The 26,360-nt window shown below is 49.1% G+C and carries 28 protein-coding genes and 1 riboswitch; of the genes, 15 read left to right on the top strand and 13 right to left on the bottom strand.

Annotated features, from left to right (window positions below):
* Window positions 1–52 precede the first annotated feature (52 nt).
* From ABWV76_RS01140 to tdh, 5 genes are all read left to right on the top strand, one after another.
* Window positions 53–1,669, top strand: a complete 1,617-nt coding sequence (locus ABWV76_RS01140; protein WP_353374999.1) for a 5-guanidino-2-oxopentanoate decarboxylase — start codon at window positions 53–55, stop codon at window positions 1,667–1,669.
* Window positions 1,670–1,682: 13 nt separating this feature from the next.
* A complete protein-coding gene (locus tag ABWV76_RS01135) occupies window positions 1,683–3,116 on the top strand; it encodes an aldehyde dehydrogenase family protein (protein ID WP_353374998.1) in 1,434 nt (477 codons plus the stop codon).
* A 65-nt stretch (window positions 3,117–3,181) separates the two neighbouring features.
* Window positions 3,182–3,310, top strand: a riboswitch (SAM-I-IV-variant riboswitch).
* A gap of 57 nt (window positions 3,311–3,367) precedes the next feature.
* Window positions 3,368–3,583 carry a hypothetical protein gene (locus ABWV76_RS01130; protein ID WP_020411816.1) on the top strand — a complete coding sequence of 72 codons (216 nt, stop codon included), beginning with the start codon at window positions 3,368–3,370 and terminating at the stop codon, window positions 3,581–3,583.
* Window positions 3,584–3,663: 80 nt separating this feature from the next.
* Window positions 3,664–4,863, top strand: coding sequence for a glycine C-acetyltransferase (locus tag ABWV76_RS01125; RefSeq protein WP_282951187.1), 1,200 nt, complete (start codon window positions 3,664–3,666; stop codon window positions 4,861–4,863).
* A gap of 87 nt (window positions 4,864–4,950) precedes the next feature.
* On the top strand, window positions 4,951–5,976 hold the full coding sequence (gene tdh, locus ABWV76_RS01120; RefSeq protein ID WP_282953608.1) for an L-threonine 3-dehydrogenase: 1,026 nt from the start codon (window positions 4,951–4,953) through the stop codon (window positions 5,974–5,976).
* Window positions 5,977–6,192: 216 nt separating this feature from the next.
* Here tdh and ABWV76_RS01115 read toward each other — a convergent pair whose 3' ends face one another.
* The 6 genes from ABWV76_RS01115 to ABWV76_RS01090 all read right to left on the bottom strand — a co-directional run bounded on the left by ABWV76_RS01115 (window position 6,193) and on the right by ABWV76_RS01090 (window position 11,725).
* Window positions 6,193–7,437 (bottom strand): cation:proton antiporter, encoded by a 1,245-nt coding sequence (locus tag ABWV76_RS01115; protein ID WP_353374997.1) that lies wholly within the window; start codon window positions 7,435–7,437, stop codon window positions 6,193–6,195.
* An 87-nt stretch (window positions 7,438–7,524) separates the two neighbouring features.
* Window positions 7,525–7,920 carry a hypothetical protein gene (locus ABWV76_RS01110; protein WP_353374996.1) on the bottom strand — a complete coding sequence of 132 codons (396 nt, stop codon included), beginning with the start codon at window positions 7,918–7,920 and terminating at the stop codon, window positions 7,525–7,527.
* On the bottom strand, window positions 7,917–8,750 hold the full coding sequence (locus ABWV76_RS01105) for a hypothetical protein (protein ID WP_353374995.1): 834 nt from the start codon (window positions 8,748–8,750) through the stop codon (window positions 7,917–7,919). Before ABWV76_RS01105 ends, ABWV76_RS01110 begins: the two co-directional genes overlap by 4 nt.
* Before the next feature lie 524 nt (window positions 8,751–9,274).
* A complete protein-coding gene (locus ABWV76_RS01100) occupies window positions 9,275–9,781 on the bottom strand; it encodes a hypothetical protein (protein ID WP_353374994.1) in 507 nt (168 codons plus the stop codon).
* Window positions 9,782–9,827: 46 nt separating this feature from the next.
* Window positions 9,828–9,983, bottom strand: a complete 156-nt coding sequence (locus tag ABWV76_RS01095) for a hypothetical protein (protein ID WP_353374993.1) — start codon at window positions 9,981–9,983, stop codon at window positions 9,828–9,830.
* A gap of 455 nt (window positions 9,984–10,438) precedes the next feature.
* The gene (locus tag ABWV76_RS01090) at window positions 10,439–11,725 is read right to left on the bottom strand and encodes a condensation domain-containing protein (RefSeq protein WP_353374992.1); all 1,287 of its coding nucleotides are present in this window, start codon (window positions 11,723–11,725) and stop codon (window positions 10,439–10,441) included.
* A gap of 608 nt (window positions 11,726–12,333) precedes the next feature.
* Here ABWV76_RS01090 and ABWV76_RS22015 point away from each other — a divergent pair.
* The 4 genes from ABWV76_RS22015 to ABWV76_RS01075 all read left to right on the top strand — a co-directional run bounded on the left by ABWV76_RS22015 (window position 12,334) and on the right by ABWV76_RS01075 (window position 15,082).
* The gene (locus ABWV76_RS22015; protein ID WP_502914734.1) at window positions 12,334–12,792 is read left to right on the top strand and encodes a DUF6841 family protein; all 459 of its coding nucleotides are present in this window, start codon (window positions 12,334–12,336) and stop codon (window positions 12,790–12,792) included.
* 94 nt (window positions 12,793–12,886) lie between these two features.
* Window positions 12,887–13,354, top strand: a complete 468-nt coding sequence (locus ABWV76_RS01085) for a hypothetical protein (protein ID WP_282951196.1) — start codon at window positions 12,887–12,889, stop codon at window positions 13,352–13,354.
* A 308-nt stretch (window positions 13,355–13,662) separates the two neighbouring features.
* Window positions 13,663–14,745, top strand: coding sequence for a PA0069 family radical SAM protein (locus ABWV76_RS01080; protein WP_353374991.1), 1,083 nt, complete (start codon window positions 13,663–13,665; stop codon window positions 14,743–14,745).
* A 34-nt stretch (window positions 14,746–14,779) separates the two neighbouring features.
* Window positions 14,780–15,082, top strand: a complete 303-nt coding sequence (locus ABWV76_RS01075; protein WP_051089466.1) for a GIY-YIG nuclease family protein — start codon at window positions 14,780–14,782, stop codon at window positions 15,080–15,082.
* Window positions 15,083–15,137: 55 nt separating this feature from the next.
* Here the strand turns inward: ABWV76_RS01075 and tmpT are convergent, their stop codons facing one another.
* The 3 genes from tmpT to ABWV76_RS01060 form a co-directional block, all read right to left on the bottom strand.
* On the bottom strand, window positions 15,138–15,776 hold the full coding sequence (gene tmpT, locus ABWV76_RS01070) for a thiopurine S-methyltransferase (RefSeq protein WP_282951199.1): 639 nt from the start codon (window positions 15,774–15,776) through the stop codon (window positions 15,138–15,140).
* A gap of 330 nt (window positions 15,777–16,106) precedes the next feature.
* Window positions 16,107–16,613 carry a DUF1097 family protein gene (locus ABWV76_RS01065; protein WP_353375461.1) on the bottom strand — a complete coding sequence of 169 codons (507 nt, stop codon included), beginning with the start codon at window positions 16,611–16,613 and terminating at the stop codon, window positions 16,107–16,109.
* 300 nt (window positions 16,614–16,913) lie between these two features.
* Window positions 16,914–17,609, bottom strand: coding sequence for an SDR family oxidoreductase (locus ABWV76_RS01060; RefSeq protein ID WP_282951200.1), 696 nt, complete (start codon window positions 17,607–17,609; stop codon window positions 16,914–16,916).
* A gap of 54 nt (window positions 17,610–17,663) precedes the next feature.
* Between ABWV76_RS01060 and ABWV76_RS01055 the strand changes: the two genes are divergently transcribed.
* The 6 genes from ABWV76_RS01055 (at window position 17,664) to ABWV76_RS01030 (ending at window position 23,265) form a co-directional block, all read left to right on the top strand.
* Entirely contained in the window at window positions 17,664–17,984 is a 321-nt protein-coding gene (locus ABWV76_RS01055; protein WP_020411799.1) for a DUF3301 domain-containing protein, read from the top strand.
* A gap of 14 nt (window positions 17,985–17,998) precedes the next feature.
* Entirely contained in the window at window positions 17,999–18,238 is a 240-nt protein-coding gene (locus ABWV76_RS01050) for a DUF1653 domain-containing protein (protein ID WP_282951201.1), read from the top strand.
* A gap of 173 nt (window positions 18,239–18,411) precedes the next feature.
* Window positions 18,412–19,479: a saccharopine dehydrogenase family protein gene (locus tag ABWV76_RS01045; RefSeq protein WP_282951202.1), complete on the top strand. Its 1,068-nt coding sequence runs from the start codon at window positions 18,412–18,414 to the stop codon at window positions 19,477–19,479.
* Window positions 19,480–19,716: 237 nt separating this feature from the next.
* Window positions 19,717–20,223: a phosphatase PAP2 family protein gene (locus ABWV76_RS01040; protein ID WP_282951203.1), complete on the top strand. Its 507-nt coding sequence runs from the start codon at window positions 19,717–19,719 to the stop codon at window positions 20,221–20,223.
* Window positions 20,220–21,293 carry an MJ1255/VC2487 family glycosyltransferase gene (locus tag ABWV76_RS01035; RefSeq protein WP_353374990.1) on the top strand — a complete coding sequence of 358 codons (1,074 nt, stop codon included), beginning with the start codon at window positions 20,220–20,222 and terminating at the stop codon, window positions 21,291–21,293. The genes ABWV76_RS01040 and ABWV76_RS01035 overlap by 4 nt, the downstream gene beginning before the upstream one ends.
* Window positions 21,294–21,462: 169 nt before the next feature.
* On the top strand, window positions 21,463–23,265 hold the full coding sequence (locus tag ABWV76_RS01030; RefSeq protein WP_353374989.1) for an acyl-CoA dehydrogenase: 1,803 nt from the start codon (window positions 21,463–21,465) through the stop codon (window positions 23,263–23,265).
* A gap of 32 nt (window positions 23,266–23,297) precedes the next feature.
* Here ABWV76_RS01030 and ABWV76_RS01025 read toward each other — a convergent pair whose 3' ends face one another.
* The 4 genes from ABWV76_RS01025 to ABWV76_RS01010 form a co-directional block, all read right to left on the bottom strand.
* The gene (locus tag ABWV76_RS01025; protein ID WP_020411793.1) at window positions 23,298–24,650 is read right to left on the bottom strand and encodes an ATP-binding protein; all 1,353 of its coding nucleotides are present in this window, start codon (window positions 24,648–24,650) and stop codon (window positions 23,298–23,300) included.
* 12 nt (window positions 24,651–24,662) lie between these two features.
* Complete coding sequence (locus tag ABWV76_RS01020; protein ID WP_020411792.1) at window positions 24,663–25,337, bottom strand: response regulator transcription factor; 675 nt, start codon at window positions 25,335–25,337, stop codon at window positions 24,663–24,665.
* A gap of 47 nt (window positions 25,338–25,384) precedes the next feature.
* Window positions 25,385–25,702, bottom strand: coding sequence for a PepSY domain-containing protein (locus ABWV76_RS01015; protein WP_353374988.1), 318 nt, complete (start codon window positions 25,700–25,702; stop codon window positions 25,385–25,387).
* Window positions 25,703–25,767: 65 nt separating this feature from the next.
* The gene (locus ABWV76_RS01010) at window positions 25,768–26,337 is read right to left on the bottom strand and encodes a glycine zipper 2TM domain-containing protein (RefSeq protein WP_020411790.1); all 570 of its coding nucleotides are present in this window, start codon (window positions 26,335–26,337) and stop codon (window positions 25,768–25,770) included.
* Between the last annotated feature and the right edge of the window lie 23 nt (window positions 26,338–26,360).

Here is a 26,360-nt window from a genome sequence, read left to right as displayed (position 1 = left end):
GGCGGGCGGCTAGGCTCACTGCATTTTTACACGAATAAGGAAAACGGTGGTTATGTCCTCTGCACCCACATGTGCCCAGGTGCTGATGCGCCTGTTGCGCGAATACCAGGTGGAAAAAGTCTTCGGCATTCCCGGTGTACACACAATCGAACTGTATCGCGGCCTGCCAGGCAGCGACCTGATACATATCACTCCGCGCCATGAACAGGGTGCTGCTTTTATGGCGGACGGTTACGCACGCGCAAGCGGCAAACTCGGCGTATGTTTTTTGATCACCGGCCCCGGCCTCACCAACGCCGCCACCGCAATGGCACAGGCCTACTCCGACTCCATCCCCATGCTGGTTATCTCCGCAGTTAATCGCCGCGAAGATCTGGGCATGGGCCGTGGGCGCCTTCACGAACTGCCTCGGCAAAGTGATGCCAGCCGCGGCTTTTGTATCTGGCAACATTCCCTGACTCAGGCCGGACAACTGCCGGAAGTAATGGCGAAGGCTTTCCAGCTACTGCGATCCAGCCGCCCAGGGCCAGTACATATTGAAATTCCCATCGACCTGTTCCCGGCACCCATGCCCGGCCAAATAGAGGATTATCACGCCGCTCCAGCAGCTATGGCCCCAGGCGCCAACAGCACCGCTATCACCACTGCCACTCATTGGCTGCAAAATGCGCAGAGCCCCGTTATTCTTTTGGGCGGAGGGGCTCAGTCTGCAGGTGAGGCAGCTACACAAATTGCCGAAAAAGTTGCCGCTCCAGTTTTCCTGTCACTGGCTGCCAAAGGCGTAGTGGACGAACGCCACCCATTGTGCGGCGGTGCCAACCTGAGCTTCGATTGCGTGCGCAAGCGGGTGGAAAATGCGGATATCGTACTGGCAGTGGGCACCGAACTTTCCGAGACAGACCGCAATCTGGTCCGGGAAGACTACACCTTTTCCGGTAAGTTAATCCGAATCGATATAGATGCTGCACAACTTGTTTGTAACGCCACCCCCGATCTGGCCATCTGCGCCGATGCAGCAGAAAGCCTACAGCAATTAAATACCGCTCTGGTCCAACGCAGCGGAAATGCTAAAGAGCAATCCGAACAAGAGGTTGCCCAATTACTACAGGACTGTCGCAAAGAGTGGTGGGATGGCTCTGAGGAACGCCTCCCCTGGGTAAAAGCCCTGCGTGAGTCCCTGCCGGATAACGGCATCCTGGTGACAGATTCCACCCAATTGGCCTATAACACTAACCACGCACTGCCCCTCTATCATCCGCGCAGCCACGTTACCTGTACCACAGGCTACGGCACCCTGGGCTTTGCATTGCCCGCGGCTATTGGCGCCAAGTTATCCAGTGAGCGCGACGTGGTAGCGCTGATTGGCGATGGAGGGCTGATGTTTACCCTGGGGGAACTGGCAGTGGCTGTGGAACAACAACTGCCGCTGCCGATACTGGTGTGGAACAATTCCGGTTACGGAGAAATCCGTGATTTTATGGACGCCGCTGAAGTGCCCCAGGAAGGTGTAAACCTGCGCACCCCAGACTTTGTCGCCCTCGCCAAAGCCTTTGGTGCAGAGGGGTGCCGAATCAATCAACCCGGCCAGCTGACAGAAGCGGTAAGTGCAGCCTTTAGCCGAAAAACTCCAACCCTGATAGAAATCAGCGCGCCTTCAGGCGCAGAATAAATGGAAGCGTGACATGACAGATCTCAGCAAACTGCAAACCGGAAAGCTGTTTATTGATGGCCAGTGGCGTGAGCCCCTGGGTGCAGGATCACACCCTGTGATCAACCCTGCCACCGAAGCGTTAATCTGCGAAGTTTCAGAGGGCTCTGCCGAAGATGTGGATCTGGCCGTAACCGCCGCCAGAACGGCTTTTCACAGCTGGCGTAACAGTACCGCACAGAAACGCCGCGAACTGCTCAACGCCATCGCTGACGGAATGGAAAAACGCAAAGAAGAACTGACTTTCGCAATTTCCCAAACTCTCGGATGCCCCGAACATATCGCTCGCTGGCTACACGTCGACGGCCCTATCTACGCCATGCGCTTTTACGCTGAGCGCACTTCCGAGATGGAAAAAACCGAGAAAGCGGCCCATTCAATTTTATTCCGCGAGCCTGTGGGCGTGTGTGGTTTTATTACCCCCTGGAACTATCCGCTGCACCAGTTCGTCGGCAAAGTGGCACCAGCGCTGGCCGCCGGCTGCACCATGATCACCAAACCTGCCGAGATTACCCCTCTGCAGGACTTTATCATGGCAGAAATTATTGATGAGGCCGGAGTACCCGCCGGCGTCTTCAACCTGGTGCCCGGTGCTGGCTCGGTAGTGGGTGCTGCACTTTCATCCCACCCTGGCATCGATATGGTGTCTTTCACCGGCTCTACCCGCGCCGGCGTTGAAGTAGCCAAGGCTGCGGCGCCCACGGTAAAACGTGTAACCCAGGAGCTGGGCGGTAAATCACCGCTGATTATCACCCCCGATGCAGACCTGGAAGCTGCTGTACGCTGGGGCTGCGAAGATGTATTTATCAACAGCGGCCAGACCTGCACAGCCCTGACCCGTATGCTGGTACCTGCTGAGCGCTACGAAGAAGCGGTGGAAATTGCCCAGCAAGTGGCCGAAGGAATCACCATGGGCACCGGAGAAGACGCCTTTATGGGGCCGCTCTCTTCTGCACGCCAACGTGAAATCGTTCGTGGTTATATCCAGCGGGGTATTGATGAAGGTGCGCGCATGGTCACTGGTGGTGCCGAGACACCGGAGAACCTGGAAAAAGGCTTCTATGTTAAACCCACTGTATTTGCCGATGTACACAACGATATGAGCATCGCGCGCGAGGAGATCTTCGGTCCCGTAACCTGCCTGATCCCATACAAGGATATGGACGAGGCCATCTCCATTGCCAACGATACCGAATACGGCCTATCCAGCGGCGTTTGGGCCAAGGATGCGGAGAGTGCCATGCCTCTGGTACGCCGTATCGAGGCGGGACTCTGCTTCGTCAATGGGGGCGAGTTTAACTACGATGCTCCCTTCGGCGGTTACAAGCGCTCGGGCAATGGACGCGAATTTGGCGATGCCGGGCTCGGCGAGTTTATCGAACTGAAATCCGTGCAACTGCCCGCATAAACTTCTGCACCGCCCCCAAACGGGGGCGGCATAGTTGACTGCCATTCCCCTCCCAGCTATCTTTGCCCGCACATCACGAGAGTGGCTGACGCCAACGCCAACCTGCCGACCGGGGCAAGGTGGTTCTCTCTCTGCCGGCACACCAATGCCAGCGGGGAGGATGGGGCTCTACAAGAGCAATCCAACCGGATTAGCGAATACCCATTCGCCGCTTCCACGTCAGCCCTCCAAATTTTATTGTTGGAGGGACCATGTCCGAAACACCGCTATCCAGTAAAGACGTTATAGAAATTCAGATCGCCAACCAGCGAAACCGTACGGCGGTTAGGGCAGTGAGACGGGCCGATCGGCAATTGTTGTGGCAACTGCTGTTCGACACTGCGGAAGAGGCATTAAAATTCGCCACCAGTTGCCGCGCCAGCGAGCAGCCGATCACTGCCCACAAGGCGTGTGAACTGGCGGGATAAACTAGAATACACAGGCGCCAACCTGCTTAGCGCCAATCACTAAGTGCCACGAGCACCGGACAGGAGCTAAAAACAATACCATGTCAAAGCCAGAACAATTCTTTGAGCACCTGCGCGATGAACTGAAACAAATTGATGCCGACGGCCTCTACAAGCGCGAGCGTATTATTACCTCCCAACAGGCCGCTGAGATCCAGGTGAACAACGACACCCAGGTACTGAATTTCTGCGCCAATAACTATCTGGGCCTGGCCAATCATCCAGATCTTATCGAAGCTGCGAAAGAAGGCCTCGACCAGTACGGCTTCGGCATGGCATCTGTGCGTTTTATTTGCGGTACCCAGGACATCCACAAGGCCCTGGAGTCTCGCCTATCCGAGTTTCTGCACACTGAAGATACTATCCTTTACACCTCTTGCTTTGATGCCAATGGCGGCCTGTTCGAAACATTACTAGGCCCGGAAGATGCAATTATCTCTGATGCCCTGAACCACGCCTCGATTATCGATGGTGTACGTCTGTGTAAGGCCAAGCGCTACCGCTACGCCAACAACAATATGGCGGAACTGGAAAAACAGCTACAGGCAGCTGACGCCGAGGGCGCCAAGACCAAGCTGATCGCCACTGATGGTGTCTTTTCCATGGACGGCGTAATCGCCGACTTAAAAGCCATCTGCGATCTGGCCGATCGCTACAACGCCCTGGTGATGGTGGACGACTCCCACGCGGTAGGTTTCCTCGGTGAGCACGGTCGCGGCACTCATGAGTACTGCGATGTTATCAGTCGTATCGATATTATTACCGGCACCTTGGGCAAGGCCCTGGGCGGCGCTTCCGGCGGCTTCACCTCTGGCCGCAAGGAAATCATCGATATGCTGCGCCAGCGTTCGCGCCCCTATCTTTTTTCCAATTCCGTGGCCCCAGCAATTGTTACCGCCTCACTAAAGGTGCTGGATATGTTGATGGAAGGTGGTGAGTTGCGTGAGAAACTGCGCGATAACTCCGCCTATTTCCGCAAGCGCATGTCTGAAGCTGGCTTTACCCTGGCCGGCGCCGACCATCCAATTATCCCGGTAATGATTGGCGATGCCGCACTGGCTCAGAAGATGGCCGACAAGATGCTGGAGCGCGGCATCTATGTGGTGGGTTTCTTCTACCCGGTAGTACCCAAAGGCCAGGCGCGCATCCGCACTCAGATGTCGGCGGCACACACTCGTGAACAACTCGACCAGTGTATCGATGCCTTTATCGAAGTAGGCCGTGAACTGAAAATTATTTAACGCCCAATTGATCGCGGCAGAGCGCCATAGCAGGACTCACCCTTTGCATGGTTCCGCCGCGCCTTTCTATTTGTAGTTTTAATGACAATGAAAGCACTATCGAAACTGAAGTCTGAAGTGGGAATCTGGCTCACAGACGTGGAAATTCCTGAGCCCGGCCACAACGACCTTCTGATCAAAATCCACAAAACCGCCATTTGTGGTACCGACATGCATATCTATAATTGGGATGAGTGGTCGCAAAAAACCATCCCGGTCCCCATGGTAGTGGGGCATGAGTACGTAGGAGAAGTAGTTGGTATGGGCCAGGAAGTCGCGGGCTTCCAGGTGGGTGATCGTGTTTCCGGCGAAGGCCATATTACCTGCGGGCACTGCCGCAACTGCCGCGCCGGTCGCCGCCATCTATGCCGCAACACCTATGGAGTAGGCGTGGACCGCCAGGGCGCCTTTGCCGAGTACCTGGTTATTCCTGCATTAAATGCCTTCAAAATCCCGGATAATATTTCCGACGATTTGGCCTCTATCTTCGACCCATTGGGTAACGCCGTACACACCGCTCTGTCATTCGATCTTGTCGGTGAGGATGTGTTGATTACCGGAGCCGGCCCCATCGGCATTATGGCTGCTGCTGTAGCTAAACATGTTGGCGCACGCCATGTGGTAATCACTGATATCAATGAGTATCGCCTGGATCTGGCCCGTAAAATGGGCGCAACCCGTGCAGTGAACGTTGCGGAGGAAAGCCTCAGCGATGTGATGGCTGAACTGGGCATGAGTGAAGGCTTCGATGTGGGCCTGGAAATGTCCGGTGTACCCGCGGCCTTCCGCGATATGCTCGCTGCCATGAACCACGGTGGCAAAATTGCCATGCTGGGAATTCCCGCTGGCGAGATGGCCATTGACTGGAGCCAGGTAATATTCAAAGGCCTGATCATTAAGGGTATCTACGGCCGCGAGATGTTCGAAACCTGGTATAAAATGGCCAGCCTGATCCAGTCCGGCCTGGACTTAACTCCGGTTATTACCCATCAGTTCCATATCGATGACTTCCAGAAAGGCTTCGATACTATGGGCTCCGGAGAGTCCGGCAAGGTTATCCTTAACTGGAAATAGCCCTGCCCAGGCTGCGGGGCAACCCGCAGCCCAACCCTAAGCCCTTCATCAAAACAGCACTCCCTCCTGATTCTGTCGTGTTTCCTCGATATCTTCAGTATTTCTTTCTCAGTAATTCTTACTGGCTTTCTGCCTGATCCATCCCGTAAACAAAAGACACAAAAGCCATATCCATAACTTTCATATCTATAACTTTCATATCTATAACTTTCATATCTATAACTTTAATTTATGTATCAGACGCCCGCTGGTTGTACCCTGAACCAGTAGTGAAAATAGGACAACGCCGAATACCATAGACTGGATCGTCCACCAGTAGGGAAGTTCGACAGGTAGTGATAACACTAATGCAACAGCGATTACACCACGCAGCCCCCCCCAGCTCATTAATAGGCGCCAGGATTTTGGGATGGGTGGGCCAACGAACCTCGTCAAAGGGGTCACCAAAACCACTGACAAAGCCCGTGCTCCTAAAGCTGCTGCTGTGGCAATCATCATAGCCAGCCATTGATGGGTAAACATCTCAAAGGTAATCACCAGTCCCATAATCACAAAAATGATCGCGGTAAATAGTAATCCCAACCACTCCCAGGTGGGCTCCGCGTCGGCAAGAAACGTCTTACTCTGTTTGCGCAGACAGGCTCTGGCAACAATTGCACAAGTCATCACCGAGATAATACCCGATACATGCAATATGCTCTCAGCCAGGTAAAAACTAGCAAAAGCAGCAACGACCAAAGTCATTAGAGAGGCACTGGGAGACCTGAGAAATAAAATAACCAGAGTAGTAAACAACCCAAAAACAAGCCCAACTGCCACTCCACCAAAAAATATCATACAAAAATACAGTGTCACGGGACCCACACCCAGAGAGGGGGCTTCTGCTCCCATACCAGTTACGCCAACAATAGAATAAGTGGCCAGCCCTAAAACCAGTGAGTACAGGACTACAGCGGCAGCGTCATTAAAAAGGCTTTCACCCTCTACGAGGGTTAATAAATCCTCACCGGTTTTTTCCTGGCGAAGTTTATTGACCACTGATACCGGATCAGTAGCTGCAAGTATCGCTCCGGTAAGCAGGGCGGCAATCCAGGGGAAGCCTTCTGGATGCCCGATTCCATAGTAAGTAATTACAGCAATAAGAAAGGCACAGACTACAAGACCCAAAGTAGAAAATAGAAGAATCGGACCAATCCAACGCTTCAGTATTTTCGGCTCAAGCTGCCAAGCCGATTCGAAAATTAAAACAGGCAGAATCACAAAGAAAACCAACTCACGGAGACTGGTAGCGCGCAAGCCAGTATCATAATCAATCACTGGTAGCAATAATCCCGCCAGTACCCCAGCCACCAGGCACCCGAGTGTGTTATCGATCCTTAAGATACGGGCAATACCTAAGCCAAGAACTGCTGCTGCAGCCAAATAAAGCCCCTGCCCGACAATGACAACCACATCGTTCACAAATTTACTCTCCCAGCAATGGTCAGGATCAACCAGCTATTCAGAATTAAAAACCTCCGACTGTATTCACGATAGGTTTCTATGGTATTAAGTCCTTTCCACTAAATCCTCGACTAATTCCATATATCGATCTACAAACCTACAAGCGCTCTGTTTACTGATTAAAAATTTGCAATATCCAACAACGAATACCGACAGGCATTCGGCGGTAAAGGAAATTACCGTAACGGGTTGGGTACGGTGATTCTGTGCTAATATTTCTGCTTCAAACTCAAAATAACATAATCCTTCCTCGGTACCACGCATATTGCCTCCATTCACAACACAAATTGCTGAGAGAAATACTGGTTTTTCTGAAGCACACACTTTGGCTATTTGAAGGATATCTTGCTGTTGATAATTCGTTTCAAATGTAAATGCCCTCGGTCCCTGCCGTCGACACTTTTGATTAGAACCTGATTGAAAATAGCCTGCGAGCTTCATAATATCCCCTGAAACAGACTCAGAAGGAACTTCCGAAGCGGTTGTGGCGGCACCCTCCCCCCAACAACATGAATATCAATTATCGGTTGGTACATTCTTCGAACACGCATTGGTAAGAGAATTTCTACCCATGGGCGGTGGCTGGGTAAGGTGTGATCAGATATTACCGCAATTGCACAATAGATAGCCGTATGATTTATATGGTGCCTTTCTCCAAATGCAGCAAGACACTCATTCACTTCTGTGGGTGGGGCCCGGGATATGGCATGGCTAGTACGCTTTTCAACTGCAGCCAGCTGTTCTACTGGTGGCCACATTACCTCTTTCCTACTCCGGTAAAATAAAGTATCACTACTAACGTAACCCACAGCCCTAAGTAATTCTTCAACAGGCTTTGGCAAAGACAGAGAGGCCGGCTCTGGATAAAAGCCATCAACCAAAAAAACATCCAGATAACAAAACAGAGCCATAATGGAGCGGCCGTCAATAGCTCCATGGCAGGGCGCTACCACGATCCATTCAACTTCCGCTTCTTTATTTACATAAAGGGTTACCAGGCAGGCATACCTTCCAAGATACACCTCAAAAAGAATCCCCCCAAATTCAACATTGCAACACCACGAGGGCTTTACCCCCTTCTCAACCCGGGCTCCCAACATCGGGGGAAACAGGTGTAGATAAGCGATACCTCGGTGCAAGAGTTTAATACCCACTGCCTCCCATACCCGGATAAAGACAATAACCTGGGCGCCAACTATTGACCATATAGTCAACGCCAAAAACAACGCTTTATGGGCATCCATCTCTCGGGAAGGTGGCTCTGTCTGCATATTTGAGCCCTACATTGATTGAATCTTGTAGTCCAGCGAAGTTACTCAACCAGTATAGGAAAAGGGGAGGAATTAGGCGAAGTGGAGGCAATAAGTACTGCAAAGGGCATACCCACCGCATAAACATATGGAATATTAACTTTCTTCATATTCACGCAGGCACTACGTTAGTTTTTCCATTTTCAATAACTTCCTTAATGTATCTATATATCTATCTACAAATAGCAAAACACCTGGTTTCTTTATGAGTGGCTCACAATAAGAGTACATGAAAACCGAATTTCTTTCGGTGGAATAGATTAGTAGTGAAATCGGATGAGCACCATGAGTTTGAAGTGGAATAGCAGTAACAATCTCAAAGTAATTCATTTCTGTGCCGAGAGCCTTCATACTTCCTACATTGGAAACACATAGCCCCTCAGAAAAATGGGTTTTTTGTCTTCATATTCCCGTATACAACCGATGACATCCCTCAGCTCATAGTCTTTGGGGATACCAAATTTACGGGATTCTCCTGTCTCAGCTTAACGGTCAAGTTCCACTTGTAAGTATCTTGCCAACTGCCAGGTATCTTCCACATCAATATCCGGCATTACTTCGAGTCTAGTCACAGCCGAGAAAGCACCGACAGCACTCAATCCTAGATGAGCACCATATAGTTCTCTCACATCTAAAGGCAATAAAACTTTTATCCAATCCCTGCGATTCGGCAGAATGCGGGAAGACTGAATAGCAACTGCACAAAATAACGCTGTAGGTCTCACTTTATATTTCTTCCCTATGTCGACTAGAATCGCAAGATCCCTCATTGTAAAATTCTGATAAACAGCCCGGCCCTGACGTTCGGGAGAAAAAGCTGATTCTTCTACAAGCCATTTAAATAGTTCATCCTTTACTACCGAAGGCTCCTGGCTTGTAAAATACTTTGATGGTTCAAAGTAATTCTCGACCGCACCATACAGGGGCCGACCATCTAAATTAAAAGTCACTTCATCCCTAAAGTAGAAATCCAAGACACAAAATAATGTCATTACAGAACAACTATCTAAGGCCGCATGGCTGCTTATCAAGGATAATTCACTCTACCTTTTCGTTAGAATCAATGTAGAAGGAGAGCGTATAGGTACATTTGTCAACATCCAGCCCCATTTCTCCCCTACGATGAAACTCTCGCTCAAAGTCAAGGGGATTATCCAGTTTAACCAATTCAATTAGAATTGACTCAAAGGGCACATCACAACGCCAGATTAACTGCTCTCATGGCTCAACCCTTGCCTGCAAAAGCGGATAAACTTTATCAATTTTGGCGAATCCAGAGCATAACTGCTCAACGCTCAGCGCAGTTAAAACCTTTATGAAAGATACAACTAAAGTCCCACCACAAGTTCTTCGTGCCAGCTCCGTAAAAATAGCCTATTCAGCACCCAGCACCCAGCACCCAGCACCCAGCACCCAGCACCCAGCACCCAGCACCCAGCACCCAGCACCCAGCACCCAGCACCCAGCACCCAGCACCCAGCACCTTGGAGAATTGTTTAGCTGCCACAAATACGCTCACAGTTAGAAAATTGTAACGCTCGCTACGAAGTCAACCAAAAATTATCGCTGAGTGGAAAATGCTGCTGGGCTTGCTTCTGCAAACAGTAGATCTTTAAAAAATTAATTAAAGGCTAATCTGTATTAAAACCTTAACCATCAAACACCGCCCCAAGTAACTTCATATATTTTTTCACATAATTTACAGCACTTTTTCTATTAACCAGTGGCTCACAATACCCGAAAACAAATACCCCTTGCCCATTTATTGTATAAGTCAGAACCATTATCGGATGAGCCCCATGGGTCTGAACAGTCATAATCAAGCCAAAATCAAAGAATATCAAAGGGCCCACAAATTTCTGTACATCTCCCATATTGGAAACACAAATACCGGAAAAGAAATAGTCCTTTTCAGAGGCAAGCTCTTTAGCTATCTTTACGATCTCTGCAGGATTGCAATCCGGCTCCAGGGCAAGATCAGAAAATGCACCACTTCTCAAGTGCACATAAACTTTTTTTTGAATTAATCTTGCTAGACTTAACAAATCAAGACTCGTATCCTCTGGCGAGAGTGATAAAGTTAAAGATGTTGTGCACTCCCCCACAACATCTTTGCTTATCAGAGATTTACATAAGCGTTGTGCATCTATAGGCAGCATCAACTCTGCTGCGGAAGAAAAACCCGGTAGTGACCGGGCAGCGAGAATGGCTATCGCACTATAAAAAGATGTAATTAATATCTTCTCTTTTTTTAGAAATGATTGTAAACGTTCGAGAGATTCTTTGGGGAGGACTCGATAAATAGAGCACCCACTTCGCCGCGAGGCGTGAGCTGCCTCCTCCACTGGCCACTTTACTGGCGTACAAACACTGTCGTTAACTCGCAAATTTGAACCTTTAAGACGTTTTCTTAAGCTAACATATTCCTCCACTGGCTTGTGCATTATCGAGGGAAAAGACTTCTCGGTTTGATACCCTCTCAAGTACCTATCTAGGTCACGAATTAAGATCAATGCTGAACGCCCATCTACGGCAGCATGGCTAAAAACAAAAGCAACCCACTTCACACTTCCTTGCCTATCGAGATAAACAGTCAGGCAATAAGTAAATTTATTCAAGTCAAGAATGCTACCTCCTAATCGCTTGAACTCCTTTTCATAATTTAAAGGTGGTGTATGCTTCTTGATTTCAATAGAAATATCTTCAAATCTCACATCGCAGAACCAATGGGCATATGGAATCCTCTTGATCCGTGAATGGAGCATAGGATGGAAATTATGTAGATACTCTACCCCCTTTATTAACTTATCTATATTCAGTGTGTTACATACCCGAAAGAAAGTTACCAGTTGAACCGCACCGTTTGACTCGTTGGTCAAATGTACATCAAGAGCTTCTTGAGCCCCAAGCTTTCGAAAAGGCTTTGCTTTTTGCATTGTGAACTCTTCCCGGTGGGGAGGTCTTTGCCCAAGAAGTATAGGAAAGAGAAAGCGCGGCACCCTTCCATATATCCACAATGTTCCAGCCTTGCCAAGCGCTACCAATAGTTCGATTCTCAGAACGCACCCAGAACCGGTAATAATAAATAAGGATAAACAACTAGTTATGCTAGGAACAAGCTCTGATTCCAACTTGGCACCTATAACTAAACCGACCTGCTTTACGGAAAATCCGCTTTTTGATAGCTACTTTTAGATCACAGAAGCAGCCCCTTCAAAGCAAGATATGTAAAACTCTGGAAATAGTCATCCAAACCTTATAAAAAACATATCTGATTGCCATGCCATTAAATTAAAGCCAACTATTGCCCATGTTAAAAATGACGTAGCACGAACAATACATACAGGATCAGACTCACCAGATATCATAAAAGAACAATCAAAAATTACCATTATCAAATACACATTTACCCCACAGCCAACTCTAAATTATTATTCGCAAGCAACTCTATCGATGAGCCACCAATGTCGCGATACTTACCGGCATAAAAAAATACATTTTTAGATAGCAAAGATTTCAATCAACAAAATCTAAAGGTAGAAAGTTGAACATATTCAAGAAATTAGTAATATTTCTGCTTTGTACGAGTTTACATACTTATGCAAATACCTCAGATGAAGACTACCTTACAGGTTTTATTGACAACTTTTCATCACGGAAAATTGAGAGCTCAGCAAGCCGCTACTTAGTACAAACTTCTCACTTTATTTTCGACCTAAAGATATTTTCACCAAGCAGTGCAGCTGAAGTGGAGGCTATCCTAGCGGATATCCGTTTCGCACTTGAGAAGAGAGATTATGCAAGGTCTGAAATAGTCAATTTTCAAACTCAGTTTCGTGGCGAGAACCTAACTATTACTTCAGCCTTACTTAAGCGCTACACTTCACATTACTCCCTACTTGATCATATCTGTAGTACCTACACTCTGGCGAATACAGAGAAGGGGTGGAAAATCCTATCCTGGTTACCATCCCCCCTAAATCAACTACTCAGTGTTTTATAAAAATAAAGGCAGTAATTGAGGTTTACTTTCGTATAAGTTAAATGGGATTATAGCTTTCTTACATATCTAAAAATAACATGAAGAGAACGAAGCAATGGACGCAAAAATTCAAATCCAAGAACTTTTAAGGGAACTCTACAAGGTAATTTCTGGCCCTGCGGGTTATAAGCGGGATTGGAAGAGGCAACAGAACCTGTTCACTTCCTATGCAAAGGTAATCCGCACCTCAGCAGACAGTAATGGCGAACCACAATCACTGGTAATGGATATCCAAGACTACCCTGATAACTTTCAGGAGCTGATAGGCGAGCGGGCCTTTTACGAGGATGAAATTCAAAATATTATTGAAGTTTTCGGTAATATTGCCCACGCCTTTAGTACGTATGAAGCCTGGAAAGATGAGGAAAGAACCCAGTTTCTAAAGAGGGGGATCAACAGTATTCAGCTTTACCATGATGGAAAATCATGGAAAATTACGAATATGATTTGGGATGATGAGCGACCGGGGCTTACAGTACCTGCCAAATATATGCCCAAAACTATTACTGAAACCAATGGATAGATACATCTGCTACCCCGCTTTGTAAAACTCTTCAGGGCGGGCGCCAGCTTATTCTCTGCTAATATTTATTGGTGATCCACATTGTTGGATCAATAAACTTTTGGATTTCACCAATAAACATGCTTAATTCAACTTACTCTTGATTAGAAATTTACCTTAATTCGCTCATTTCGGCCAAAATTTTTATCATCTATATCATTGTCGCCAAACGACAAAAGCTGTTTAAACCAAGTTTCTTTCTGGCTATTCCCAATTCCAACAAATCAACCTATACTGTACATACATCCAGCACCCTCTCCCATTGTAAAATGACAGATTCCAACAACCCTCTGCGCTTACACAAAGGTCGCGGAGCTGCCAGTAATATCAACGGGCGATTTGCCAGCCGTTCAAGTACTTATGAAAGTGACGGATGGCAAGTGGACCTGGAACCTATAGAGCGCTTGATAACAACGGCTATTGAGGAGAAGGCAAAATCTATTATCGCCACTAATCAGTCACCGGATATCCCCTTCACTCAATCAATTAACCCCTACCGAGGCTGTGAGCATGGTTGTATATATTGCTACGCTCGTCCCGCTCATGCCTATATGGACCTGTCGCCGGGACTGGATTTTGAGAGCAAAATATTTTTCAAACCTAATGCTGCAGACCTACTAGAGCAGGCTCTACGTAAGCCGGGGTATCAATGTAGCCCAATTGCTCTGGGAGCAAATACAGATCCCTATCAACCCCTGGAGAAAGATAAAAAAATCACTCGCTCTCTTTTGGAGGTTATGCAAAAGTTTAACCAACCGGTAACTATTGTCACCAAGGGACAGCTCATACTTCGGGATCTTCCCATTCTTGCAGAAATGGCGCAGGACAACTTGGCCCAAATCGCAATAAGCGTGACCACTTTAAATAACGAGCTAAAGAGAAAGCTGGAGCCTCGTACCGCTGGGCCGGCAGCCCGCTTGCGTATTATTGAGCAACTAAGTACTACAGGAATACCTACCGCGGTAATGGCAGCACCTATGATCCCAGCTCTCAATGATAATGAACTGGAAAAAATCCTGAAGGCCGGTCATGATGCGGGAGCAACGCGAGCAGCCTATATCCTTTTACGACTGCCCCATGAAGTGGCGCCCCTTTTTCGAGAGTGGCTTTCTGCTCACTACCCACTAAAGGCTGGGCATGTCATGAGCTTGGTACAGCAAAGCCGAGGTGGGCGTGACTACCAAAGTGAATTTTCCCAGCGCCGCACTGGTACTGGTATTTTTGCCCAACTACTCCGTCAACGCTTTATTATTGCCATCAAGAAATTGGGATTGAATCATCGTCGACTATCGCTAGACTGCAGCCAGTTCTGCCGCCCACCTCAGCCTGGAGATCAGCAGATACTATTTTGAACTATTTTAATACCTTTTTCTGGTAATCCACTAAATGAACAGTTGGTATGTCTATTTGATCCGTACTTCCAAAGGTTCTCTTTATACGGGGATCACAATGGATGTTCAACGGCGATTTACAGAGCACAGTTCCAACGGTCCCAGAGCGGCTAAAGCTTTGCGGGGTAAGGGCCCTCTCAAACTTGAGTACCAGATAGGGGTGCCAGGTAAGTCAGCGGCACTCAAATTGGAAATGACCATCAAGAAATGGCCCAAGCAAAAGAAGGAAGCCCTGATCGCCGGCACCCTTCCACCGATGGTGTTATTCAAGGAGGGCGAGCAGGAGATAGGAAATTAAGCGACTTACTCCGGCAGAAAGCTTAAGTAGCAATAAGTTACACCTGTAACAGGCATTAGCGTCGAGTCAGTAGCCAGGCAACCTCTTCAGCGGGCACCAAACCTTTCAGGCCACCGGGAACCTGCCGATGGCCAAGCATCTCCAGGTGATAATTTGCATCATAATAGCCAAAGATCTGCCGGGAGCCGATCGCAAAAGGAGGGCCAGCTAACTGCGACTGCTCATACTCGAAGGATATTAATAGCTGTGAGGCAACCCCTGTTATTGTCATCAGGTGCTGGGTATAGCGCTTACGCATCTCTTCGGGCAATGCTACCAAAGCGGCTCGATCATATATCGCTTCCACAGAGCCAAGGGCATCTCCTGTCAGGGAAAATATATCACCTACAAAAATCTTAATTTTTTCGGCACTGTAGCACTTGAGGTTATTTTCTTTTTCTATCTTTGGAGTCAGTTCAAGCTCTTCGAAAAGTTGCTGCACAGCCACTTCACTAAGTTCTGCACCGGCGATGGCACATCCCTGAGTTCTCAGCCAAGCTATATCCCCAGTTTTTCCACATAAAGGCAGGAATATACGACTGCCTTTTTTCAGTGATAGCGCAGTAAAATATTGAGCCAGCATGGGGTTACCAGACTTTTCGTGGAAACCTATTTCATTTTTCTGCCATTTATCCAACCAGAATTTTTCTTCCATTTAAGCACCCCCTGTGCATCAAATTAAGGCAACATATAGATTAATGCCAATGACTGAATTCTATCAATATTGTAGATATTTTAAGTCAGCTTCAGAGCCGGAGGCTGCAGGGTCAGTAAAGGCCAGAGCTGTAACGAAAACCATCGCCACTGTAAACATAACTCGTTTGAACATTGCAACTACCTCTAAGCAATATACTCCCACTTCACTATTAAAAAAACGGGATTACACCAATGATTGCTTCTTACCTGTTCGCCCAACTCCCATTCGATCCAAATAAAAAAGCTGCTAATAAAACCTTTGTTCTGTGGTACTCACATCCACTTCCCATTACAAGCTGTGGCGTCCGGGCCAAAGCCTATCGACCACCCCCGACATAACGGCACCGATCGATATCGCTGCAATCAAAATAAAGTAACTATCCAGTGATATTTTCACCTGAGCTGTAAATCCAATCAAAATGCCGATCGCGTAGCTGGAAATATTACTCACGCCCGTTACCCGACCCATTGCCCAAGCACCGATTGCCGCAAATAGCAAAGCTATGGGAAGGGCTGCAAAGTGAGGTTGTAACTGCCATTTAGCCACTACCACCTGGGCAGCAAATCCCAGGCCCAGTCCGGTAACCGCACAAGCCAAGTTGTAAGCCCCGGCCTGTAGATTCTTACCGCGTGAGTGATACGCAATGACACCTAACATAGCCACCCAAATAGGCATCCCCCCTAAAAGCGCCGCTCCAGCAGCTAACGATAACCCCAGTAGCAGGCGTATACCTTTTAACTGCCGTTTTTGGGAAAGGGTATATCCACCGCCGATGCTATCTACAGCCCCATTCATCAGTTCCACTCCGCCACTCTCATATTTGACCGCGCAGTCCTTGCCTAAAATGCCGCCGTCGTTCCTATTCGCATAAATCGAGGGAAACGCCCACCCTCCATATTCGTGGATATTTTTACCGTTTTAATGAACAAGGTGGTAGCTAACTCCTTCCCTATCCTTGCCTAATTTTGCAAACAGGGAAATCAAGCGCCATTAAGTCACCTCTAAGCGTGCTCGGGATAAATCTCAGTGCGAGTAGACATCAGGACATCTACGGGGGAGGGGTCGAGAGAAAGGCCAGTAACCCATACCCAACTATCACCAGGGAATCTGGCTACCATCGTAATTGTAGAAGTGACCACTATCGGCCTGATTTGCCTGTAAAAGGATCTTTTTTAGGCCGCTGACACTATCCTCAGCAGATATAAGGGCTCCTGGACCACCCATCGCAGTTTTTACCCATCCTGGGTGCAGAGCTACTACCGTGATACCTCGCTCCTTCAAGTCAATCGACAAGCTTTTCACGATCTGGTTAAGGGCCGTTTTGGAGGTTCGATAGATATACCCTCCGCCAGATCGATTGTCGGCGATACTGCCCACCTTACTGCTCATCATCGCTATCAGCTTGTGTTCACTGGCCGCCACATTGTCGCAGAAAGTCTCCGCCATCATATAGGGGGCGATAGTGTTGGACTCCAGCACCCGGCGCCACTCAGTGAGATCCACCTGCCCAAAAGCCACCCCTTTGGGACCGTAATAACCGGCATTATTGAACAGGATATCTATAGGCTCTCCCTCGATCGCTTTTGCCAGGGATATCATCTGTGAATAATCTGTCACATCTAGCTGAATGGGATAGAGGTTTGAATACTGCCCTTGCAGGGTCTTGAGTTCGCTGGCCCGATCGAGATCCCTACAACAGGCGTAAACCTTCCAGCCATCACTGGCAAACTGGGCACAAATCTCCAGGCCAATACCGCGGTTAGTTCCAGTAATCAGTATGGTTCCAGACATTTCGACTCCTTCGATGTTATTCTTGCGCAAAGCGATCATAGCAACTGTAGAGCAATGTATTACTCACTAACTGATATCTTCTGGTTCCTGCTTCTGGCAACCATTGTCTGGTATATCTGGGCGAATATGGCAGCCAAGGAGCAAGTCAAACGCGCAGCATCCAACCACTGCAAGCAGCTGGGTGTCCAGTTACTCGACGATACCGTTATGCTGGTAAAAACCCGCCTCAAGCGCAACAAACATGGCCATATCAGCCTGCAGCGCAGCTATGAATTTGAATTCACTTCCACTGGGGAGCACCGTTACTCTGGCATCGCCATTCTGCATGGCAGCCGAATTGAGCAACTGCAACTGTCTCCCCACCATATGAGTTAACAGGTAATTCCAAAATGAAGCGCGGCCTCTATCGCCACCACAAAGGAAACCTTTACGGGGCCCTATATGTCGCCACTCACAGTAAAACTGAGGAGAAACTGGTTACTTACCGCGCTCTATATGGAGACTACGGTGTGTGGGCAAAACCACTGTCAATCTTCACAGAAACCCTGGAAAAAGACGGTAAAATCATACCTCGATTCGCACTGGAGAAGCCTTTCGAATTGGTTGAGAGTCAACGGGCGGGCGCATAATCTGCAACCGCTATTTGAAGGGCGGAACAATTTCGCGAATTGCACCAGGGAGCTCGCTCAATATACCCTCAAGTCACCCGGGCCTAAGCCCAAAACCCAAAATAACAAACTATTTCGCTGGGGTGCCAGTTAATTGGGTAATAACCAGCTACGCCACATAATAAGGATACTCTGTGGACAATAAAAACATCATGATCTATGGCGCTAATGGTTATACAGGCGAACTAATCGCTAGAGCAGCCGTAGCACAGGGTTATCACCCTATCCTGGCCGGACGCAACCCCCAGAAGCTCCAGTCCGTCGCAGACCAGCTCAACCTGCCTGCAATAGCAGTTAGCCTTGAAGCCACTGAAACCCTGGAGCGCAGCCTGCAGGATGTATATCTGGTAATTCACTGTGCCGGTCCATTTTCATCAACCGCAGAGCCGATGATGCGGGCATGTATTCGCTCAAAAACCCACTACCAGGATATTACCGGCGAAATCGCGGTATATGAGGCAGCCCATAGCCTAGGAGCTGAGGCTGAGGCCGCCGGAGTAGTGCTTTGCCCGGGCACAGGATTTGATGTAGTCCCCACCGACTGCCTGGCGGCGGCACTACACAAAAAGATGCCCTCTGCCACGCACCTGGCATTGGGGTTCGACTCTGATTCAGGTTTGAGCCCCGGCACTGCGAAAACCTCAATCGAGAGTCTAGGCGTTGGTGGTGCCATACGCCGCAAGGGGAAGATTGAGACAGTCGGCCATGGCCAGCTGACACGAGAGATAGACTTTGGCCGCGGCAGTAAGTTTGCAGTTTCCATTCCATGGGGAGATGTCGCAACCGCCTTTTACTCTACCGGTATTCCAAATATAGAGGCATATATTCCCATGAGCCCCAAAAGGGCGAAGAAATTGAAGCGCCTGAATAGTATCCGCTGGCTGTTGGGCACCCAATGGGTGCAGAATTGGCTGAAATCCAAGGTCGATAAATCAGTGCGCGGACCCAATGAGGAACGCCGCAAGGAACAGAAGACCTGGGTCTGGGGTGAGGTGCGCAACGACCGCCGTGGAGAGCGAAAAGTGGGGCGTGTCATCACCGCCAATGGATACGATGTTACAGTATCCGGTTCACTGGCAGTTATGGAGTTTCTCCTCACTTACTCGGGAAGAGGCGGCTATTTCACGCCATCAATGCTATGTGGGCCAGAGCTAGTGGAAAACCTACCTGGTTCCAGTAATATAGAAATCAAAATTTCTTAACCAAAAACCTCTCTTCAGGCGGGTAATTCTTTTACCTGCAGGGAAAACCTGTCTTTTTACGCTTTTAAGCGTTCATTTATTCTAGTTTTTTAGCACAAGGGAAAGTCCCACCAGATTTAAAGAGCACGTCGCCAAGTCATCAGATTCTCCAATTTTTGAGATTTCACTATTGCGACATAATTCGGTCAACTCCGTGCAATAATCAATTCCTATGTTGGCTGCATGCGAGACTTATCCATGAATCTGAAGAGTGTCGATGTGTCCCTGGTCCTGTATATGATGGAAAGGGCATCACAACCCAGTTCGCGCAGGCGTTACCTGTGGATGTCAAAATCCGGTGATGGCTGGCTATCCGTAACCGTACTCATCAGCCACATTATTTATAATGCAGCCACACAGCTTTTTATTGCAGCCCTAACCGGCGTTGCAGTCGAAAGATCTCTGTATTGGGCCATCAAGAATACAGCCCGGCGCAGGCGCCCCCCACAAGCCATACCCGGCATGCGTCCCATCATCATCGCACACGATAAATTCAGCCTGCCCTCAGGTCATACTTCCGCTGCTTTCATGCTTATTACTTTTTTAACGCTTGAGTTCAGTCCTCTGTGGGGCTTTGGTTATATCTGGGCCATGGGCGTCGGCGTAGCGCGGGTCGGCCTGGGCGTGCATTTTCCCTCAGATATTTGTGCTGGAGCCCTGCTCGGTACCTGTGTTGCAATAACCACGAGCGTAACTTTCTCATGAAGATACTTTATGGTGTGCAAGCTACAGGTAATGGCCATATTGCCCGCTCACGCACATTGGCAAAGGCGCTGCAAAAATACCCCGAGCTGGAAATCCAATGGCTATTTTCCGGTAGACCAAAAGAAAATTTATTTGGCATGGAAATTTTTGGAGATTATTGGTGGCGGAGAGGTTTAACATTTATACATCGAGAAGGGAAATTAAAAACCTTTGAGACAATCCAAAAGCTCGGTTTCTTCCAATTTAAAAAAGAAGTTTCAGAATTATCAATCGATGAGTTCGATTTAATTATTAGTGATTATGAGCCTGTAACTGCCTGGGCAGCTAAAATTCGAAAGAAAGCTAGCGTGGGGATCGGCCACCAGTATGCATTTCTCTACCCGATCCCTGCCCCCAGATTTAATTGGCTCGTCCATAACATATTGCGGATCTTCGCACCGACACAAAAAAGCCTGGGTTTACATTGGCATCATTTTGGACACCCCATACTTCCACCAATTGTTCCACCGCAAAAAGGACCCGATCAGGATGCGGGAAGCCATATCCTGGTATATCTACCTTTTGAGCATCCCGTCCCGATGCTGGAGGAACTTTCAAAAGTAGATGACCAGTTTATCGTATACGGTATACCTGAGAACCTGCCTGCTGCTGAGAATATCTGTCTCAAAGCGCCTTCCACCACTGGATTCCAGCGGGACCTGGCAAATTCCAGGGGAGTTATCTGCAATAGCGGCTTCGAGCTGCTGGCCGAGACGCTGGCTCTGGGCAAGCCAATTCTCAGCCGTCCACTGGCCTCCCAATTCGAACAGCTGGCCAATGCCAAGGCACTTAATCAGTTAGGGCTGGCAAAAATTGTTCAGTGTATTAACGCTCAAAGTATCATTAACTGGCTTAACAACCTACCGCCACCACTACGTATCCAGTGGCCTAATGTGGCGGAGGCAATTGCCAGATGGATTGCTGCTGGTTGCAAACAACCACCGGCTGAAATGGCCGATGCCCTGTGGCGTAAAGTGGTACCGAGACCCACTGAAAGCCGAGACTACACTTACCAAAACACCTCTAAATAGCACGACCATATCCTCTCACTATATCGCCAAGTGCAATCACACAATAAGTCATTGTCCAGTGCCAATACTACGCGTTTACTTATATGCTGATATGGCGGTAGGGTAGCTTGACTAATCTATCGCCGTACCTAAGCAACGATGATTTATAAAAATAATTGACGAGGCAGGTATGGCTCATCCACTGCTCAAAGAGCGTGATACAGATTTTTTCCTCTATGAATTCCTCAACACTGAAGCGCTGCTGCAAAGACCGCGCTATAGGGAGCACTCCCGCGAGATTTTCGACGCTACCCTCAAAACCGCTCGTACTATTGCAGAAAAATATTTCGCCAATCACAACGCTAAGGGGGATGCCAATGAGCCGAGCTTTGATGGAGAACAGGTACACCTGATCGAGGAAACCAAGCAGTCCTGGGATGCTTTTGCAGAGGCTGGGTTTCTCGCCGCACATTGCGACTTCGAAGAGGGCGGTTTGCAGCTTCCCGAAATCATAATGCGCACCTCCCTCGCCTTTATCAGCGCAGCCAATATTGCCAGTGCCAGTTACCCATTCCTGACAATCGGTGCTGCCAACCTGATACGTTCTTTTGCCAGCAATGAACTCAAAGCTCAATTTCTTCCGCAGATGATGGATGGCCGCTTTGCCGGCACCATGGCGCTGACAGAACCGGATCAGGGCTCCGCCCTGGCTGATATCCGCACCAGTGCAGAACTATCGGAAGATGGTAGTTACCGTATTCACGGACAGAAAATGTTTATTTCAGGGGGCGACCAGTCCCTAACCGAAAATATCGTGCACTTGGTATTGGCGAAGATCAAAGGTGCTCCGGCGGGAGTGAAGGGAATCTCCCTCTTCCTAGTGCCCAAATTCCTCCTCAATCAAAATGGTCAGGCCGGCGAGCGCAACGATGTAAAACTGGCTGGGCTGCTGCACAAGATGGGCTACCGCAATACCACCTCTACTGTACTGAGCTTTGGAGAAAATGAGGGGGCAGTGGGCTACCTGATTGGTCAACCGCACCAAGGCCTAAAATATATGTTCCAAATGATGAACGAAGCCCGCATCAGTGTTGGTGCCGGAGCTTCGGTTTTGGGCTATCAAGGCTATGCCTATTCTCTCCAATACGCCAGAGAGCGCCCACAGGGCCGGCTTCCCTCCGATCGCAACCCCAGTTCCAAGCAGATTCCCATTATCCAGCACGCCGATGTGCGTCGTATGCTCTTATTACAGAAAGCCTATTCCGAAGGTGGTCTGGGATTGAGTATTTATGCAACTTCCCTGTATGAGGATCAGCATACAGCACCTACGGAGGAAAAACGCCAGGCAGCGGCCACCCTGCTGGACTTGATTACCCCAGTGGTAAAATCCTGGCCCTCAAAATATTGCTTGAAAGCCAACGAACTGGCGATCCAGGTTCTCGGTGGTGCCGGTTACATCCGCGAATTCCCCCTGGAGCAGCTATATCGGGACAACCGCCTGAATGCTATTCACGAGGGTACTGAGGGAATCCACGCACTGGACCTGCTTGCACGAAAAGTGCCCGCCAAAAACCTTGCCGCCTATCAGCTAATGCAGGCAGAAATCCGCAACACAGTAATGCAAGCGCGAGATAAAGATAACCTGGGGTCCATGGCAAACGCCCTGGAGGAGTCACTGGAAAAACTCGATGAAACCGGAATGGCTCTATTCGGGCAACTGCAGGAAAACGTAGACCGCGGCCTCAGTAACGCAACTTTATATCTTGATGTGTTTGGCTGTGTACTGGTCGCCTGGATTTGGTTGCGCCAAGCCATTATTGCAGAGAAAACACTGGAAAATAACCCCAGTCTGGAGGATGAAAACTTCTATCGCGGCAAGATACACACTGCTCAATTTTACTTTGAGTGGGAACTACCAAATATTAAGCAATCTATGGCTCTACTTAAAAGCGGTAACAGTATTCCATTTGATATGCAGGAAAGCTGGTTCTAAACAATAAACAGTCCCTGGACTCAATACGGAATTTACAGCACCACTGTAATTTCCGTACCTCCACCGGATAAGGGCGTTGCATTAATGCGCCCTTGATAACTCTCGACAATATCCATAACCACAGCAAGCCCAATACCCTGCCCCGGCTGCTGTTGATCGGCTCTCACCCCACGCTGGGTGACTTCCTGCCATTTTTTACTATCAAGGCCAGGGCCGTTATCTGCCACACGAATTGTCAACTTGCGTCCATCATCGGCATTCTTAATATTAACTTTTACTTCACCCTCACCATATTTATAGGCGTTATCCAATAGATTACCTAGCAACTCCATCAGGTCCCCTTCGTCCCCGTAAAATAAGGCTCGCTCACTGCACTGGCTGTGCACCTGGCTGGGTTTACTTCGATAAACTTTTTCCAGGGCATCCAGGATTTTTTCCAGCAGGGGCGCAACTGGGATACCACGCAGGATAGATTTGGGGGAGCTGGCTACTGCCCGCTGTAGCTGGTAACTAATAATGCTGTCCATGCGCTGAACCTGATCCACCAGAGTCTTTCCTGCAGCCTTACTGTCACTTTCCAGGCTTAACCCCTTGAGTACAGCCAAGGGCGTTTTTAGACTGTGAGCCAGATCGGCCAGTGTATGGCGAGTCTTTTCCCGCTGGCGCCGCTCATTTTCAATCAACAGATTGAGGTTATCGGTGAGAGGACGCAGTTCTCGTGGGAAATTACCTTCGAGTCGGTCACTGCCACCTTGCTGCATATCCCGCAGTGCATCTGCCAGTGCATTTAGTGGTGCAAAACCCCAGCGCAAAACCAACCACTGTGCCAAGATCAACAAAAGCGCACCCACACCAAGCCAGTGCCACATAGTGGAACGAAACTGCCCCACCTGCGCTCTGAGAGGCCCTGCATCTTCCAAAACAACGAAGGTAAAGGGATTTTCATTCTCAAGTCCCCAGGCCACACCCTGGCGAAAACTGCTGTAGTTTGTATCATCCCCGGGCAGGGAAATCTGCATATAGGACTGCTGCCCTTGGGGCAGTGAATTGAATTGCAGATCCGGCATAGCCAATGCCGACTCAGAGCGCCAGATAATCTCTCCCTCGCCATCCAGGACTGCGCCAACCAGGCCGGAGTCCGGCTGATTAAAACGCTGCTCAGGTAATTCCGGCGGCAGCACCAAACCTTCCCCTTCAGGTTCAGCCAGTGCTAATAGAGTGTAGATATACAGCTGTAATTCCCGCTGCTTGGCCTCGTCAAGAGAGGTGCGATAAGCGTGTTCGAGCACACCAGAAATAAGCAAGACAAAACCGACAAGCACCAAGCTGGTAACCAGGGCAAGCCGGCCTTTGAGGGAATTCAACCAAAATGAGAAAAAACGCATTCAGAATGGCAGTTACTGGGGCGCAACAAAGCGGTAGCCACGCCCACGCAGGGTTTCGATGGGCTTGAGTTGCGCTGCTGTATCAAATTTCTTGCGCAGGCGTCCTATAAAGACCTCAATGACATTGCTGTCTCGATCACAATCCTGTTCATAAATATGTTCAGTGAGGGTAGTTTTGGAAACCACTTCATCCGGGTGCAACATCAAGTACTCAAGCACCTTGTATTCGAAAGAAGTCAACTCCAGCTCCGTTTCATTCACAGTGACCCTTTGTGAACTGGTATCCAGCATTATGGGGCCAGCTTTGATGCTGGGGGAGGAGAAACCTGCGGAACGTCGCACCAACGCATTGAGACGCGCCAATAGTTCCTCGGTATGAAAAGGTTTTACCAGGTAGTCATCACCACCGGCTTCAAGCCCGGCCACACGCTCCTGCCAATGGCCGCGAGCCGTTAGAATCAGGATGGGAAAGTGTTTCTCCTCACCGCGCAGGGTACGGATCACCTGAATACCATCCATTTTGGGCAATCCCAGGTCCATCACCGCGATATCGTAGGGGAATTCACGACCCAGATAGAGGGCTTCCTCTCCATCCGGGGCTTCATCCACCGTATACCCGGCACCACGCAGGGACTCCGCCAGCTGCTGTCTCAGTAAAGCTTCATCTTCGACCAATAAAGCACGCATTTTCTATCCCTTTACACTGCGGATCTATTTTGTGGGGGTGCGGCCAGCTAACGGGAGATGCGACCGCTTTTCTTGTCCACATAGACCACATAAACCTGACTCTTATCCGACAATCCCTTCACGCGGTATACCGCCTGTCCCTGCCTGCGGGTCTCAGAGATTGACAATATTTTGCCGCCATAACGCTGCTTCACGATGGAGGCGGCCTGTTTACGAGAAATCTCCCCAGCCTGCGCTCGTCGGTATTCGTACCTGAAAGCCTCTTTTTCGTATGACGGTAAACCGTGCAGTGAGGCGGCACAAAGCCCGGGTAACAGTGCGAAGACAAGGAGAAAAGGCCGTATTAAAGCGCGGCATAGTTTCACGGTGTGGCTCCTGTGGATATCCAAATTTTCCACCTTAAACTCTCTTCGGCCGCGCTATCGCCGGCTCAAGGTGCCGGTGAAACTGCGACGCGAACCCGGATTCTATCTCCAGGATGATAATCTGTACGAGTCAGATAAACCTGACCATTATACCGATAGCGCACATCGTATCCGACTAATTCCCTACGTAAGCTGAATTCGTCCACAACACGACAACGGGATTCAGTGGTGTAGTATGTCTGGGCATTGGCACGACTGATCTGGCTTCCCACCAGGGCACCAACTACAGCGCCAGCTACAGTGGCACCGCCACGGTGACCACCGTGGTGATAGCGGCCGCGATGGCCGTGCCCACCGAGGCTGTTGCCCACTGCAGCACCAATCAAACCGCCTACGAGGGTACCCGCCGGAGATGCAGGTTCGCGGTACATCACTTGCTCATCGCGGCACTGGGTGCGAGGAGTGTGAACCTCTACATCGGTATAAACGGGTGTAACTTCCGTAACCCGAGCGAAATCGTAACTATCGGCGCCATAGGGATCTGCATAACCAGCCGGTCCCGCCTTGGCGGTAGCACTTAAGCCAACCAAAGCGGCCACGGCTGCGCCTGCGATAAACTGCTTCAAAGGTTGCACAATCAGTCTCCCGTTATTTATCA

Source organism: Microbulbifer sp. NBRC 101763 (assembly GCF_040371615.1).
Taxonomy (GTDB): Bacteria; Pseudomonadota; Gammaproteobacteria; order Pseudomonadales; family Cellvibrionaceae; genus Microbulbifer; species Microbulbifer variabilis.
The sequence above is the reverse complement of the archived record's forward strand: the minus strand, read 5'-3'. Positions and strand labels throughout refer to the sequence as shown.

Coding starts and splice junctions, on each gene's coding strand:
- ABWV76_RS01140 (WP_353374999.1), top strand. CDS start 53: ATGTCCTCTGCACCCACATGTGCCCAGGTGCTGATGCGCCTGTTGCGC.
- ABWV76_RS01135 (WP_353374998.1), top strand. CDS start 1,683: ATGACAGATCTCAGCAAACTGCAAACCGGAAAGCTGTTTATTGATGGC.
- ABWV76_RS01130 (WP_020411816.1), top strand. CDS start 3,368: ATGTCCGAAACACCGCTATCCAGTAAAGACGTTATAGAAATTCAGATC.
- ABWV76_RS01125 (WP_282951187.1), top strand. CDS start 3,664: ATGTCAAAGCCAGAACAATTCTTTGAGCACCTGCGCGATGAACTGAAA.
- tdh (WP_282953608.1), top strand. CDS start 4,951: ATGAAAGCACTATCGAAACTGAAGTCTGAAGTGGGAATCTGGCTCACA.
- ABWV76_RS01110 (WP_353374996.1), bottom strand. CDS start 7,920: ATGAAGCTCGCAGGCTATTTTCAATCAGGTTCTAATCAAAAGTGTCGA.
- ABWV76_RS01105 (WP_353374995.1), bottom strand. CDS start 8,750: ATGCAGACAGAGCCACCTTCCCGAGAGATGGATGCCCATAAAGCGTTG.
- ABWV76_RS01100 (WP_353374994.1), bottom strand. CDS start 9,781: ATGACATTATTTTGTGTCTTGGATTTCTACTTTAGGGATGAAGTGACT.
- ABWV76_RS01090 (WP_353374992.1), bottom strand. CDS start 11,725: ATGCAAAAAGCAAAGCCTTTTCGAAAGCTTGGGGCTCAAGAAGCTCTT.
- ABWV76_RS01085 (WP_282951196.1), top strand. CDS start 12,887: ATGGACGCAAAAATTCAAATCCAAGAACTTTTAAGGGAACTCTACAAG.
- ABWV76_RS01080 (WP_353374991.1), top strand. CDS start 13,663: ATGACAGATTCCAACAACCCTCTGCGCTTACACAAAGGTCGCGGAGCT.
- ABWV76_RS01075 (WP_051089466.1), top strand. CDS start 14,780: ATGAACAGTTGGTATGTCTATTTGATCCGTACTTCCAAAGGTTCTCTT.
- tmpT (WP_282951199.1), bottom strand. CDS start 15,776: ATGGAAGAAAAATTCTGGTTGGATAAATGGCAGAAAAATGAAATAGGT.
- ABWV76_RS01065 (WP_353375461.1), bottom strand. CDS start 16,613: ATGAATGGGGCTGTAGATAGCATCGGCGGTGGATATACCCTTTCCCAA.
- ABWV76_RS01060 (WP_282951200.1), bottom strand. CDS start 17,609: ATGTCTGGAACCATACTGATTACTGGAACTAACCGCGGTATTGGCCTG.
- ABWV76_RS01055 (WP_020411799.1), top strand. CDS start 17,664: ATGTATTACTCACTAACTGATATCTTCTGGTTCCTGCTTCTGGCAACC.
- ABWV76_RS01050 (WP_282951201.1), top strand. CDS start 17,999: ATGAAGCGCGGCCTCTATCGCCACCACAAAGGAAACCTTTACGGGGCC.
- ABWV76_RS01040 (WP_282951203.1), top strand. CDS start 19,717: ATGAATCTGAAGAGTGTCGATGTGTCCCTGGTCCTGTATATGATGGAA.
- ABWV76_RS01035 (WP_353374990.1), top strand. CDS start 20,220: ATGAAGATACTTTATGGTGTGCAAGCTACAGGTAATGGCCATATTGCC.
- ABWV76_RS01030 (WP_353374989.1), top strand. CDS start 21,463: ATGGCTCATCCACTGCTCAAAGAGCGTGATACAGATTTTTTCCTCTAT.
- ABWV76_RS01025 (WP_020411793.1), bottom strand. CDS start 24,650: ATGCGTTTTTTCTCATTTTGGTTGAATTCCCTCAAAGGCCGGCTTGCC.
- ABWV76_RS01020 (WP_020411792.1), bottom strand. CDS start 25,337: ATGCGTGCTTTATTGGTCGAAGATGAAGCTTTACTGAGACAGCAGCTG.